At 70.7% G+C, this 12,849-nt stretch carries 12 protein-coding genes; 3 read left to right on the top strand and 9 right to left on the bottom strand.

All coding sequences use genetic code 11. The features are described from left to right. Window positions 1–224: 224 nt before the first annotated feature. Entirely contained in the window at window positions 225–596 is a 372-nt protein-coding gene (locus tag IG98_RS0122175; protein ID WP_030915203.1) for a VOC family protein, read from the top strand. A gap of 208 nt (window positions 597–804) precedes the next feature. Here the strand turns inward: IG98_RS0122175 and IG98_RS0122170 are convergent, their stop codons facing one another. The 4 genes from IG98_RS0122170 to IG98_RS0122155 form a co-directional block, all read right to left on the bottom strand. After that, window positions 805–1,449: a LysE family translocator gene (locus IG98_RS0122170; protein WP_030915200.1), complete on the bottom strand. Its 645-nt coding sequence runs from the start codon at window positions 1,447–1,449 to the stop codon at window positions 805–807. Window positions 1,450–1,740: 291 nt separating this feature from the next. Then, window positions 1,741–2,844, bottom strand: a complete 1,104-nt coding sequence (locus tag IG98_RS0122165) for a winged helix DNA-binding domain-containing protein (protein ID WP_030915196.1) — start codon at window positions 2,842–2,844, stop codon at window positions 1,741–1,743. A gap of 126 nt (window positions 2,845–2,970) precedes the next feature. Continuing rightward, window positions 2,971–3,768 carry a GNAT family N-acetyltransferase gene (locus tag IG98_RS0122160; protein ID WP_030915194.1) on the bottom strand — a complete coding sequence of 266 codons (798 nt, stop codon included), beginning with the start codon at window positions 3,766–3,768 and terminating at the stop codon, window positions 2,971–2,973. Window positions 3,769–3,817: 49 nt separating this feature from the next. Beyond that, entirely contained in the window at window positions 3,818–4,432 is a 615-nt protein-coding gene (locus tag IG98_RS0122155) for an MOSC domain-containing protein (protein WP_245651663.1), read from the bottom strand. A 66-nt stretch (window positions 4,433–4,498) separates the two neighbouring features. Between IG98_RS0122155 and IG98_RS0122150 the strand changes: the two genes are divergently transcribed. Together IG98_RS0122150 and IG98_RS0122145 are read left to right on the top strand one after the other, a co-directional pair. Then, window positions 4,499–5,497, top strand: a complete 999-nt coding sequence (locus tag IG98_RS0122150; RefSeq protein WP_063766259.1) for a tyrosine-type recombinase/integrase — start codon at window positions 4,499–4,501, stop codon at window positions 5,495–5,497. 132 nt (window positions 5,498–5,629) lie between these two features. After that, on the top strand, window positions 5,630–6,178 hold the full coding sequence (locus IG98_RS0122145; RefSeq protein WP_063766258.1) for a hypothetical protein: 549 nt from the start codon (window positions 5,630–5,632) through the stop codon (window positions 6,176–6,178). 80 nt (window positions 6,179–6,258) lie between these two features. Here IG98_RS0122145 and IG98_RS0122140 read toward each other — a convergent pair whose 3' ends face one another. The 5 genes from IG98_RS0122140 to IG98_RS0122120 form a co-directional block, all read right to left on the bottom strand. Continuing rightward, window positions 6,259–8,301, bottom strand: a complete 2,043-nt coding sequence (locus IG98_RS0122140) for a bifunctional rhamnulose-1-phosphate aldolase/short-chain dehydrogenase (RefSeq protein ID WP_030915183.1) — start codon at window positions 8,299–8,301, stop codon at window positions 6,259–6,261. A 51-nt stretch (window positions 8,302–8,352) separates the two neighbouring features. Further along, window positions 8,353–9,504 carry an L-rhamnose isomerase gene (gene rhaI, locus IG98_RS0122135; RefSeq protein ID WP_030915180.1) on the bottom strand — a complete coding sequence of 384 codons (1,152 nt, stop codon included), beginning with the start codon at window positions 9,502–9,504 and terminating at the stop codon, window positions 8,353–8,355. A gap of 156 nt (window positions 9,505–9,660) precedes the next feature. Next, a complete protein-coding gene (rhaS, locus tag IG98_RS0122130) occupies window positions 9,661–10,749 on the bottom strand; it encodes a rhamnose ABC transporter substrate-binding protein (RefSeq protein WP_030915177.1) in 1,089 nt (362 codons plus the stop codon). A gap of 10 nt (window positions 10,750–10,759) precedes the next feature. Beyond that, window positions 10,760–11,827, bottom strand: coding sequence for an ABC transporter permease (locus IG98_RS0122125; protein ID WP_084195554.1), 1,068 nt, complete (start codon window positions 11,825–11,827; stop codon window positions 10,760–10,762). Then, window positions 11,817–12,839 carry an ABC transporter permease gene (locus IG98_RS0122120; RefSeq protein WP_030915171.1) on the bottom strand — a complete coding sequence of 341 codons (1,023 nt, stop codon included), beginning with the start codon at window positions 12,837–12,839 and terminating at the stop codon, window positions 11,817–11,819. Before IG98_RS0122120 ends, IG98_RS0122125 begins: the two co-directional genes overlap by 11 nt. Window positions 12,840–12,849: the final 10 nt, after the last annotated feature.

The following is a 12,849-nucleotide window of genomic DNA, read 5'->3' as shown; positions in this document are numbered from 1 at the left end:
ACCGTCTCGGTGTCCGCACACCGCCCGTGATGTCAATATAGGTTGACACCAATCCTCCGTCAACCCTGGTTGACGAGAGACCTGTGCCTTCCCTCGAACACCGGGGAACACCTCTGGGGGCACGGCCGCGACCGTGCCCGGTGGCCGTGTCCGCGTCAACGGCCGCGGCCGCGGCCGGGATCCTCCGAGTTCCCCCTGCCGGGAATTCCTGCCAGGATCGGCACATGGTGAGGATCGGACAGGTGGTGCTGGGCGTCACCGACATGCGACGTGCCGTCGGGTTCTGGACGCGGGCGCTGGACTACGCGCCGCGCGAGGGCGAGACCGGGGACGACTGGACTGTGATCGCTCCGATGGAGGGTGACGGCGTCCCGCTGGCACTGGACATCAGCAGGACGCCGGTGCGCCGGCATCCCCGGACGCACCTCGACCTGTTCGTCCCCGACGCCGCCGGGCAGGCGTCCGAGGTGGAGCGGCTGGTGTCACTGGGGGCCGAACGCGTCGACTGGGACCTCTACCCGGACGACCCCGACTTCGTGGTCCTCGCCGACCCCGAGGGCAACGTCTTCTGCGTCGTCGACCTCAGTCACGGCTGAGAACCGGGGCGCGGCCACCCTGCCGGACCCGTCTCACCCCGCATCCGGGCGGTTTCCCGCCGGGCACACCGCGCGGCCGACTACGACACGGGACTCACACGTGAACGCGTGGCGGCCCGGGTGCCACGTGCCGGAGAGGTGACCCCGGGCCGGACCTCAAGGCGCGCCTGGACGAGATCGCGACGGGCCGGCACCGGCGAAACGGCCCCTAGGCCGCCACGGCGGGCGAGCGGTCGCCGGCGATGCGGATGGCGAAGCCCACGAGCACGGCGCCCATCAGGTAGCGCTGCACGCGCATCCAGATGGGCCGCCGCCCGAGGAAGGTCGCGACCGAGCCCGCGGTCAGCACGATCATCGCGTTGACCGACAGGGCGATGACGATCTGGATGGCTCCCAGCAGGAGGCTCTGCGTGCCGACGTCGCCCCGGGCCGGATCGACGAGCTGAGGCAGCACCGACACGTACAGAATGGCGATCTTGGGGTTGAGCAGGTTGGTGATCAACCCCATGGAGAACAGCCGACGCGGCGGGTCCACCGGGAGGGTCCCGGGAGCGAAGATCGGCCCGCCGCCGGGCCGGACCGTCTTCCAGGCCAGCCAGAGCAGATACCCGGCGCCCGCGAGCTTGACCGCGACGTAGACGGCGGGCACCATCGCGAAGATCGCGGCGATCCCGGCCGCCGCCGCCAGCAGGTAGACCAGAAAGCCCGCCGCGACGCCCGCCAGTGAGATCAGCCCGGCCCAGCGCCCCTGCGTCACGGACCGCGACACCAGGTAGATCATGTTGGGGCCGGGGGTGAGCACCAGGCCGAGGGCTACCGCGGCAATGCCCGCGAGGGCACTGATAGAGATCATGAGCACATCATCGAGCATCCCTCCCGCCGAGAGAACGGCCAATTTCCGGAATTGGCCTGGTTGCTATCAACCCCGGCCGCCGGCCGATCGGACCATGGCCCGGGGAGGCCCTCACCCCGGCGGTGAAGACCCGAGCCGGGTTGAGGACACCCGATATGACATCGGAAAAGACAGCACGCCGTTCACCACGGAAAGGCCATCTCCGGCACCCCGCACTCCCCAAGCCGCCGCCCCGCCCACCTGGCCCATCGGCCGGCGGCGGGGCGGCGCGACCTCGCGGAAGCGGCGCGGTCAGGCCTCCCGGAAGCGGATGTCGCGAGATCCCGCCCCAGGGGCGACGAAGTCGAGCAGGTGTGCTCCCTCCACCTCCAGGTCCGCCCGCTCCCTCGCGCTCACCGGCGCGAACAGCTCCACCTCCAGGATCGCCTCGCCCCGTTTGGCCGTCACCTTCCACATGCCCCGCACGAAGCCGTCGACCAGCACCGTCGCCTTGATGATGCCGTTGATCGTGAAGACCCGCGCCCGATACTCCTCCTCCGTGATCCGGGTCCTGGTCCGCGTGGCGAACGACAGCAGCATGTTGTCGAACTCCGACAGGTAGCGCACCGGGGCAGGAGTCTCGGGGGCGGGGCGCGGCGCCTCGGGCAGGTCGAACAGCTCCGCGCCGTCCTCGGTCGCGAAGGTCCGCAGGCCCATGCCGCGGACGATCTCCCCCAGGCGGGTCATGCCCGACCACTGCTGAACGTCCATCACCGTGGCGGGTCCGTAGGCGGCGAGGTAGCGGCGGATCGCCTCCTCGGCGGAGGGCCGCTCGTCCTGGGACCGGCCCAGCCATGCCTCCGCGGTGGTGTGGGTGGCCTGGCCGCCCACCCCCCAGATGCCTCTCGGCGGGACCTGCACCAGCGCCAGCGTGTTGCGCACCCCGGCGACCAGGACGGCGGCCGGGGCATCCGGCCACTGCTCCTGCAGCAGCACCCCGAGTTCACGGAACGTCAAAGGACGTTCCTCCACCAGCTTGCGCCCGGCGACGGCAAGCTCGTCCAGGTCCACCCCGGCCAGGCCCTTGCCGTGCGTGCCCCCCCGCAGGCCCCGCGCCAGCATCGGCCCCAGCAGCGGGCGAAGCGCCAGGCAGTCGTCGGCGGTGACCAGATGGATGGTGGAACGCATCAGCGCCAGCCTCACCACCTGGCGCTCGTTGATCAACCGGGCGAGGTCGTCGTGGGTGAACCCGGCCAGGCGTGCCCAAAGTCCGACGTAGGGAGGGTTGGGGGCCTGGGCCTGCATGCCGTACAGGTGCCGGACCGCCTCCAGCGCGGACAGCTCGACGCGGGCCAGCAGCAGCTGCCGCTCCAGGGTGGCCCGGTTGAGCGCGCGTCGGCTGAGCACCTCGGGCATGCGTGTCCTCTCATCGCGAGTCGCGGTGGCGCGGCCTCGCCTTGATCCACTTGATCCACTTGATCCGCGCCAAGCTACCAGAACGGAATAATTCATCCCATATTGCTTCCGGCAGGCAGTGCCAGGTCAGAGGGCCGGTGGCACCCACACGTACGGCGTCGTCGTCGTGATCGCCTCCAGGCCGAGCCTGGCCAGGATCGGGCGGCTGGCATCGGAGGCGTCCACCTGCACCAGGCGGAAACCTCGCGTCACTGCCAGCTTCGCCCGGTACGACACCATCGCCCGGTAGATACCCCTGCCCCGCCACTCCTTCAGGGTCGAGCCACCCCACAGTGAGACGAAGTCGGTGCCCTCGTGGAAACGGACCCATGCCGCGCACACCACCCGGCCGCCCTCCTCGGCGATCACCACCGTGCACGGATCTCCAGGGCCGGCGAGCTCGCGCTCCAGCACGCCGGGCAGCCAGCCGTGGTCGGCATCCCAGACCGCCTCCTCCAGTTCGCGAATGCGCTCCAGGTCATCCCGCCCCGCCACCTCGCGCAGCCGCACCCCGGCGGGTGGCACGTGGGCACCGGCCAGCTCACCGGCCTCTCCGACGAGCACCGTCTCCCGCTCCCCCGCCTCGAACCCGGCCACCGCGAGCCGCTCGGGCAGGTCGGCGGGCAGGTCATAACCGTGGTACTTCCACTCGACCTCGCGCCCGACCCGGGTGAAGAAGTCCCGCTGGCGCGCGATGAAGGCGTCCAGCTCGACACCCTCCAAACCACCAAGGTCGCGATACGTCAGGAAACCTTGGCCGTGGCCGTTCGACACGACCCTCAGCAGCGGCCCGATCCTTTCGGCCGTGCGGCCCGGCATCGGCCGGGCCCGGAGCTGCTCGTCATATGCCCGAAGGTAGGCGGAAGCCCGCGATGAGATGTCCATTGGGGACAGCCAACCACACACTTATCGGCTCCGACATGGCGTTGTGGACCTAGACACGGTCCAGGCGCCGGTGCGGGAGCGGTGGCCGCTCCACCTCGATCGGATCGCCGGGCCGCACCTCACCGCCCGCCACCACCACGCCCATCACCCCGGCCCTGCGGACCACCTCGCCGTTCTCGTCCCTGCCCGCCACCTGCTTGAGCAGGCCCTTCTGGAAACCCTCGATCTGCCCGCAGGGATTACGCAGCCCGGTCACCTCCACCACCGCGTCCCGCCCCAGTCTGAGCAGCGTCCCCACCGGAAGTCCGAGCAGGTCGACGCCCCGGGTGGTGACGTTCTCCCCCAGCTCTCCGGCGGCCACCGAGAAGCCCGCGGCCCGTAGTTCGTCGTGGAGCTCGGCCTGGATCAGATGGACCTGGCGCAGGTTGGGCTGGGTGGGGTCCTGCGCCACCCGCGACCGGTGTTTCACGGTCACCCCGAGGTGCGCGTCCCCCTCCACGCCCAGCCCGGCCAGCAGCCGGATGGCGGGTTCCGTGGTCTTGCCGAAGGTGTGGGTGGCGCTGCGGCTGACCGCCGTCACCAGGATGCCCCGGCCTTCAGGCCGGGGAGGAATCGGGAGCGGGAGGGCCGCCAAGGCCCGAGCGTGTCCTGACCCGTCAGTCATACCGTGATCCTTCCTCCTTTTCGGCGGGGATGGAATCTCGCGCCCGCGCCTGCACAACGTGGATTCATGACACCCGATAGGGTCGGCACGGTGAGCGTGCCTGCCGTCCCCGTCTCGCCCGGCCCCTCCATCGAGCCCGCGCGAGACCCCTACCGGGTGTATCTCGACTCCCTGACCAGCGCCGAGTCCCGCCGCACCATGCGCGGCTGTCTCGACAGGCTCGCGGCGCTCGTCTCCGGCGACGAGGTCTCCAGCGGTGCGGGCCAGCCCTGGCACCTGCTGCGCTACGAGCACACGGTGCGCATCCGCGCCCTGATGACCGAGCGCGACTGGTCCCCCTCGTACGTCAACAAGCACCTGGTCGCGCTGCGCAGGGTGCTGCGCGAGGCCTGGCGGCTCGGCCTGATGAGCGCCGAGGAGTACCAGCGCGCCGCCGACCTGCCGACGGTCGAGCACACCCGCCTGCCAGCGGGCCAGCACGTCCCGCCTGAGGTGGTGGGCGCCGCGCTGGCCGCCTGCGACCGCGACGACTCCGCCGCGGGGGTCCGCGACGCCGCCCTGCTGGCGACGCTCTACTCCACCGGCTGCCGTCGCGCCGAGATCTCCGGGCTCTCGCTGGGCGACTACGACCCCGGCTCCCGCTCGCTGCGGGTACGCGGCAAGCGGGACAAGGAGCGGATGGTCTACCTCACCACCGAGGCCGTGGTCAGGATGGAACGCTGGCTGGCCGTACGGGGTCGCTCCGCCGGGGCCATGTTCTGCCCCATCAGCAGGCTCGGCCGGCTGCGGACCAGGGACCGCGGGCCCGCGCCCATGACCGGACAGGCGGTCGCCGACATCCTGGCCAGACGCCTGGCCGAGGCCGGGGCCGGGGCACGCACCCCGCACGACTTCAGACGCACCTTCATCGGCGAGTTGCTCGACGCCGGGGTGGATCTGGCCACCGCGCAGGCCCTCGTCGGCCACTCCTCCCCCGCCACCACGGCCCGCTACGACCGCCGTCCCGAACGCCGCCGCCGCGAGGCCGTCGACAGGATCACCCTGCCCGCCCCCAGGCCGCTCTGACCTCCGGCTGTGATCCCACCGGCGCCTGCGGCCCCCATGGTCGAAACCCGAACTCGCCGCGATTCACCAGCAGCGCCGTAACTGTCGGTGGCGCCCCCTACTATGAGCCACCTCAAGGAGGGATAACCGCTCATGGTGAACGCACTGAGGGTTTCGCTGCTGGTCACGACCGACCTGCCACCGGATACCGACCTGACGGAGTTCGGGCGGTTACTGGTTGACTCGGTGCGCACGCTCCAGCGGGACGAGGTGACATATCCCGCGTTCCTGCGCGGCGGGGTGTTCTGGCTGGACCGGCCCCTGCCGCCGTCCGACGACGGGATTCCCCGCGCGGCGGCCGAGGAGCTGCGGTTCGCGGCGCTGCTGGGTCATCTGTCGGCCGGTCAGCCGCCGGGCTCCTCGAAGGAGACGGTCGCCGACGCCTGCCGGGCGATCACCGCCGCCGTCGCCGCCAGGTACGGCGACCTGGGCAGCCCGCCCGCCGTGATGGCGATCCGCAGTGAGGACGTGCGCGAGCGCACCCCCTCCTCGGCCATCTCCGTCGGCCCCGCGGAGACGCTCCCCAGAACCGCGGATCTCTCCGCCCGGGGCGTGTGGTCCCGGGCGGAGGGATCCGGGCAGGTGGAGGGGCAGCCCTTGGCGACGGCCCGGAAGGCCCAGGTCCCGGAGCCGACGGCGTAGACCGTCGCGATGTGCGTCGTGCGGACCCGGACGGCGCCGCCGCTCGTGGATCTCCATGGGGATTGCCACGGGAAGCGGGGTCAGCGCAGGAAGGCGGCGGCGACGCCGGCGTCCACCGGGATGTGCAGGCCGGTGGTCTGGGTGAGCTGGGTCAGCTGGAAGACCGCGGCGGCGATGTGCTCGGGCAGCACCTCGCGCTTGAGCAGGGTGCGCTGCGCGTAGTACTCGCCCAGCTTCTCCTCCTGCACCCCGTACACCGCCGCCCGGTTGGCCCCCCACCCCGAGGCGAAGATGCCGGAGCCGCGCACCACCCCGTCGGGGTTGATGCCGTTGACCCTGATCCCGTACTGGCCCAGCTCGGCCGCCAGCAGCCGCACCTGGTGCGCCTGGTCGGCCTTGGCCGCCCCGTAGGCCACGTTGTTCGGCCCGGCGAACACCCCGTTCTTGGAGGAGATGTAGACGATCTCCCCGCCCATGCCCTGGCCGACCATCACCCGGGTGCTCTCCCGCGAGACCAGGAACGAGCCGCGGGCCATGACGTCATGCTGCAGGTCCCAGTCGGCGACACTGGTCTCCAGCAGCGAGCGCGACAGCGACAGGCCGGCGTTGTTGACCACCAGGTCCACCCCGCCGAACGCCAGCACCGCCGCCTGGAGCGCGGTGATCACCTGTGCCTCGTCCGTGACGTCCACCCGCACGGCGGTCGCCACGTCCTCGACCCGGTAGGCCCTGGCGCCGAGCTCGGCGGCGACCTTCTCCGCGGCGCCCAGGTCGCGATCGGCCACCACCACGCACGCGCCCTCGGCGGCCAGCCTGCGGGCGGTGGCCGCGCCGATGCCCGAGCCGCCCCCGGTGACCAGCGCGACCCTGGTGGCCAGCGGCTTCGGTGCCGGCATCCGGCGCAGCTTGGCCTCCTCCAGCTCCCAGTACTCGATCCGGAACTTCTCGCTCTCCTCGATCGGGGCGTAGCGCGACAGCGCCTCGGCGCCGCGCATCACGTTGATCGCGTTGACGTAGAACTCCCCGGCCACCCGGGCGGTCTGCTTGTCCCGGCCGAAGGAGAACATGCCCACCCCCGGCACCAGCACGATCGCCGGATCCGCGCCGCGCATGGCGGGCGAGTCGGCGGTGGCGTGCCGGTCGTAGTAGGCCGCGTACTCCTCCCGGTAGACGGCGTGCAGCTCACGCAGCCGGGCGACGGCGTCGTCGAGCGGAGCCTCGGCGGGCAGGTCGAGCACCAGCGGGGCCACCTTGGTGCGCAGGAAGTGGTCGGGGCAGGAGGTGCCCAGCGCGGCCAGTTCGGGATGACGCTCGCGGGACAGGAAGTCCAGCACCTCGTCGGTGGCGGTGTAGTGGCCGACCTGTGCCACGTCGGTGGAGGCCAGGCCGCGGATCACCGGGAAGAGCGCGGCGGCCCGCTCGCGCCGGGCCTCCTCGGGAAGCGGCTGGTAGCCGGGCCTGACCGGGCCGAACGGCTCGGCCGCGCCGTGTTCGGCGATATGGGCCTCAGCGGTCCGGATGATCCACAGCGAGTTGGCCTCGCACTCCTCGGAGGTGTCGCCCCAGGCGGTGATGCCGTGGCCGCCGAGGACGCAGCCCACGGCCTGCGGGTTGTCCTTCTTGATCGCGGCGATGTCAAGGCCGAGTTGGAAGCCGGGGCGCCGCCACGGCACCCAGACCACCCGGTCGCCGAAGATCCGTGCCGTCAGCGCCTCGCCGTCGGCGGCGGTGGCGATCGCGATGCCCGCGTCCGGGTGCAGGTGGTCCACGTGTGCCGCGTCCACCAGGCCGTGCATCGCGGTGTCGATCGACGGCGCCGCGCCGCCCTTGCCGAAGGCACAGAAGTCGAACGCGGTGACCATCTCGTCCTCGCGTTCGACGCCCGGATAGACGCCGCTCAGGGCGCGTAGCCGGTCCAGCCGCAGTACGGCCAGGCCCGCCTCGGCCAGCGTGCCGAGGTCTCCTCCGGACCCCTTGACCCACATCAGCTCCACGTCGGAGCCGGTCACCGGGTCGAGGGCCACGCCCTTGGCCGAGGTGTTGCCGCCCGCGAAGTTGGTGTTGCGCGGGTCCGCGCCGAGTGCGCGTGACCGCTGCAGCAGTTTCTCAACCGGCGTTCTCATGAAATATCCCCCAATGAATGAACCGTGTTCTCAGCATGCGAGGCGCGGGTCTCAGGCACCCCAGCCGGCCTGGGCACCGCCGACGCGCTCGGCGACGATCTTCTCGAAGTACCCCGAGCGCGCGTAGGCGGCCATCGGGTCGGGGTCCAGCCCCCGCTCGGCGCGCACCTCCGCCAGGAGCGGGCGCACGTCGGTGTTGTAGGCGTCCATGAACACCCCGTTGGCCCCCAGTACGTCACCGGCGGACTGCGCCGCCGCCAGCGCCGCCCGGTCCACCAGCAACGCCTTGGCCGTGGCCTCCTGCACGTTCATCACCGACCGGATCTGCCCGGCGATCTTCGGCTCGATGTTGTGGCACTGGTCCAGCATGAACGCCACGTCCTCGGTGTATCCGCCACCGCGAACCACCTCGAACATGATACGGAAGAGCTGGAACGGGTCGGCGGCCCCCGCCATCAGGTCATCGTCGGCGTAGAAGCGGGAGTTGAAGTCGAACCCGCCCAGCTTGCCCTCGCGCAGCAGGAACGCCACGATGAACTCGATGTTGGTGCCCGGCGCGTGGTGCCCGGTGTCGACCACCACCTGCGCCTTGGGGCCAAGCTTGACGCAGTGGGCGTAGGCGGTGCCCCAGTCGGGCACGTCGGTGGTGTAGAAGGCCGGCTCGAACAGCTTGTACTCCAGCAGGAAGCGCTGGTGCTCGCCCAGCCGGTCGTAGACCTCGGCCAGCGACTCGGCCAGCCGGTCCTGCCTGGAACGGATGTCGTCCTGGCCGGGGTAGTTGGTGCCGTCGGAGAACCACAGCTTCAGCGTGTCCGAACCGGTGGCGTCCATGACGTCGACGCACTCCAGCAGGTGGTCGGTCGCCTTGCGCCGCACCCGCGCGTCCGGGCTCGTCACGCTGCCCAGCATGTAGTCGTCGTCCTGGAAGACGTTGGAGTTGATCGCGCCGATCCGCACTCCCAGGTTCGACGCGTGCGCCGCGAGGTCGGCGTAGTCGTCGACCCTGTCCCAGGGGATGTGCAGCGCCACGCTCGGCGCGACGCCCGTGAAGGCGTGCACCTGGGCGGCGTCCGCGAGCTTCTCGTACGGATCCCGGGGCACCCCGCGCTGGGCGAACACCTTGAACCGGGTACCGCTGTTGCCGTACGCCCATGACGGGGTCTCGATGGCCTGCGCCAGCAGGGCGGCCTTGATGTCGCTCATCGAAGCTCCGGGGCTGCCCCGGCCACGGCCGTTGCAGTCCCTCCTCCTATCTTCCTGATCCAGTGGGGGTACGCGGTCCGACCGTTCCGGCGCGCACGCCGGCCGGTCCACCCGGGCACGGCGCGCGGGTCGGGCGGGCCGTGCCGGTGGTGTCGGTCAGAAGTCGAACTGGTCGATGTTGGCCTTGTCGAAGACGAAGGGCGGGCCCAGGATGATCTCCCCGTCCTTGCCGATGGTCCGCTCGCCGAGCCTGCCCGCCTTGAGCACCTCGCCCTCGGCGCCGGTGATCTGTCCCGAGGCCAGCGCCGCGGCGGCGTAGGAGGCCAGGTAGCCCAGGTCCTTGGGGTTCCACAGCGCGAACTTCGCCACCGTGCCGTCCTTGACGAACTGGCGCATCTGGTTCGGGGTGCCCAACCCGGTCAGCACGACCTCGCCCTTGTACTTGGAGCCGGAGATGTAGCGGGCGGCGGCGGAGATGCCGACCGTGGTCGGGGAGATGATGCCCTTCAGGTCCGGGTAGGCCTGCAGCAGCCCCTGGGTCTCCTGGAAGGACTTCTGGTCGTCGTCGTCGCCGTAGGCGACCTTGACCAGCTTCAGCCCCGCGTACTCGGGCTTGCCCAGCTCGTCCTTCATGAACTCGATCCAGGTGTTCTGGTTGGTCGCGTTCGCCGTCGCCGACAAGATCGCCACCTCGCCCTTGCCGCCGATCATCTCCGACAGCAGTTTCACCTGGCTACGTCCGATCTCCTCGGAGTTGGCCTGGTTGATGAAGATGTCGCGGCAGTCCTTGGAGGCGTCGGAGTCATAGGAGATGATCTTCACGCCCTTGGCGCGGGCCTGCTGGAGCGGGCCGCACACCGCGTTGGCGTCGTTGGCCGCGATCAGGATCGCGTCGTGGCCCTGCTGGGTCAGCGTGTTGATGTAGGACACCTGCGAGGAGGCCGAGGCGTCGGAGGGGCCGACCTCCTTGGCCTGCCCCTTGAACTCCGCCGCCGCCTCGATGCCCGCCTTGTCGACGATCGTCTCGTAGGGGTTGTTGATCTGCTTGGGCAGGAAGGCGAGTTTCAGTCCTTCCTTGATCGGCGCGTTCGGATCGGCCTTCGCCGGGGCCGACGACGCGGGGGCGGCGGGGGCGGCCGAACTCGCCGAGTCCTTGGTGGTGCCGCCGCCGCAGGCCACCAGCCCGAGCGAGAGCAGACCGGCCATGACCGCGGTCGAGGCGGACCTTCGCGAAACAGTGAACATAAGCGCTTCCTCAGGATGCGGGGGGTGTGGGCGATGGGACAGGTGACGGACGGCGCCGGCGTTGCCCGATGACGGCAACGAGACGCGGGGTGATCACCGAGATGATCAGGAGGAGTCCGGTGACGATCGACTGGATCTCCGTCGACACGTCGTTGAGCATGAGCAGGTTGCGGAGGAGGCCGATGAGCAGCACTCCGGCGATCACCCCGCCGAGGGTGCCCTTGCCGCCGTCGAAGTCGACGCCGCCCAGCAGGACGGCCGCGATGACGGCCAGCTCCAGGCCCATGCCGTTGTCGGCGCGGGCGCTTCCGTAGCGGAGGGTGAAGACCACTCCGGCGAAGGCGGCGACCGTGCTGGAGAGCACGAACAGGATGAGCTTGATGCGCTTGACCCGGATGCCGGCGAACAGCGCGGCCTCCTCCTGGGCGCCGATCGCGAACAGCGAGCGGCCGAATCCGGTGGCGTGCAGCACGACACCGGTGATGATCGCCAGCAGCACGAACAGCGCCACCGGATAAGGGATCGGGGTGCCGGGGACATCCTCCACGGCGAGGGAGGCGTACTGCTGCGGGAACTCGGCGATGGCCCTGTCCCCGAGCACCACGTAGGCCAGGCCCCGGTAGAGCGCCAGCGTGCCGATCGTCACCGCCAGTGAGGGCAGTCCCAGCCTGGTCACCAGCAGACCGTTGACAAGGCCGCACACCGCACCGACCACGACCACCAGCGGGATGATCGTCTCGATCGCCCAGCCGGCGTCCCACAGGGTGCCGACCAGCGCGCTCGACAGGCCGAGCACGGAGGCCACCGACAGGTCCACCTCTGCGGCGACGACCAGCATGGTCATCGCCAGTGCGATCAACGCGATCTCACCGAGGTCGCCGAGGGCGAAGGACAGGTTGTCGACGCTGGCGAAGCCGGGCGATCCCACCGAGCCGCCGATGAAGACGAGCACCAGGAGCAGGCCGACCAGCAGGTCCCAGCGGAGGAGGCGGCCTGGCGCGCCACGGTCCGGCAGCCCGGCGAGGAGCGGAGCGGCCGTGTCCGCGGCGCCGCCGGCGGACTTCACGTCAGGAGCCATGTCGGGAGTTCCTCCTCCGCAGTACCCTCGCGACCCGCAGGGCGAGCAGCCGGTCGACACTGATCGCCAGAAGCAGCAACGCGCCGGTGATGGCCTGCTGCCAGAACGGGCTGACCTTGAGCACGACCAGCGCGCTGGTGATCGTGGTGAGCAGCAGCGCGCCGAGGGCCGCGCCGTACACGGTGCCGACACCGCCGGTGATCGCCACGCCGCCGACCACGACGGCGCTGACCACCTGAAGTTCCCAGCCGTTCGCGGCGTCGGCGACGACGGTGCCGAACCGGGAGAGCCAGAGCACCCCGGCCAGGCCGGCGAGCGCACCGCTGAAGAGATAGGCCGCCATGACGCGGCGCCGCACGGACACCCCGGCCAGCGCCGCCGCCTCCGGGCTGGAGCCGATGGCGTAGAAGTCCCGTCCAGAGGCGTAGGAGCGCAGGTAGTAGCCGACGGCCAGCATCACCAGGACGGCGATCATCGGCAGGTACGGGATGCCGAACAGCGTGCCGTTGCCCAGCGACAGCAGTGCCGGAGGGAGATCGACGGCGTTGATCTGCCTGCCGTGGGCGATGTAGTGGTCGACGCCCTGGATCACGTACAGCGTGCCGAGCGTCACCACCAGGGCCGGGACTCGGCCGAAACTGACCAGCAGGCCGTTGACCAGTCCGCAGAGCGCACCGATCGCGACCCCCAGGACCACCGCGAAGACGATGCCCCTGCCGTGGTCGGCGGCGAGGAAGTCTCCGACGGTGAAGGCCACCAGGCCGACGACCGAGCCGACGGACAGGTCGATGTTGCGGGTGATGACCACGACGGACTGGCCCACGGCGAGCAGCACCAGGATGGAGGCGTTGAGGAAGATGTCCTTGACGCCCTGCTCGGACAGGAAGTTGCCGTTGACGCCCACGGTCACGATGACCAGGACGGCCAGTGCCGCCACGATGCTCAGCTCGCGGGCCCGGAAGACCAGGTCCACCAGATTCCGGGTGCTCCGCCCGGCGGTGACGGTGCTCATGAGGCTTCCT

It is taken from the genome of Streptosporangium amethystogenes, from assembly GCF_000721075.1.
In the GTDB taxonomy this organism is placed as follows: domain Bacteria; phylum Actinomycetota; class Actinomycetes; order Streptosporangiales; family Streptosporangiaceae; genus Streptosporangium; species Streptosporangium amethystogenes.
Note: the sequence above shows the minus strand (reverse complement) of the source record. Positions and strands in the feature narration are given on the sequence as shown.

Bases quoted from the DNA above. Each gene is read 5' to 3' on its own strand.
- IG98_RS0122175 (WP_030915203.1), top strand. From the start codon at position 225: ATGGTGAGGATCGGACAGGTGGTGCTGGGCGTCACCGACATGCGACGT.
- IG98_RS0122145 (WP_063766258.1), top strand. From the start codon at position 5,630: ATGGTGAACGCACTGAGGGTTTCGCTGCTGGTCACGACCGACCTGCCA.
- IG98_RS0122170 (WP_030915200.1), bottom strand. From the start codon at position 1,449: ATGATCTCTATCAGTGCCCTCGCGGGCATTGCCGCGGTAGCCCTCGGC.
- IG98_RS0122150 (WP_063766259.1), top strand. From the start codon at position 4,499: ATGACACCCGATAGGGTCGGCACGGTGAGCGTGCCTGCCGTCCCCGTC.
- IG98_RS0122155 (WP_245651663.1), bottom strand. From the start codon at position 4,432: ATGACTGACGGGTCAGGACACGCTCGGGCCTTGGCGGCCCTCCCGCTC.
- rhaS (WP_030915177.1), bottom strand. From the start codon at position 10,749: ATGTTCACTGTTTCGCGAAGGTCCGCCTCGACCGCGGTCATGGCCGGT.
- IG98_RS0122165 (WP_030915196.1), bottom strand. From the start codon at position 2,844: ATGCCCGAGGTGCTCAGCCGACGCGCGCTCAACCGGGCCACCCTGGAG.
- rhaI (WP_030915180.1), bottom strand. From the start codon at position 9,504: ATGAGCGACATCAAGGCCGCCCTGCTGGCGCAGGCCATCGAGACCCCG.
- IG98_RS0122125 (WP_084195554.1), bottom strand. From the start codon at position 11,827: ATGGCTCCTGACGTGAAGTCCGCCGGCGGCGCCGCGGACACGGCCGCT.
- IG98_RS0122160 (WP_030915194.1), bottom strand. From the start codon at position 3,768: ATGGACATCTCATCGCGGGCTTCCGCCTACCTTCGGGCATATGACGAG.
- IG98_RS0122120 (WP_030915171.1), bottom strand. From the start codon at position 12,839: ATGAGCACCGTCACCGCCGGGCGGAGCACCCGGAATCTGGTGGACCTG.
- IG98_RS0122140 (WP_030915183.1), bottom strand. From the start codon at position 8,301: ATGAGAACGCCGGTTGAGAAACTGCTGCAGCGGTCACGCGCACTCGGC.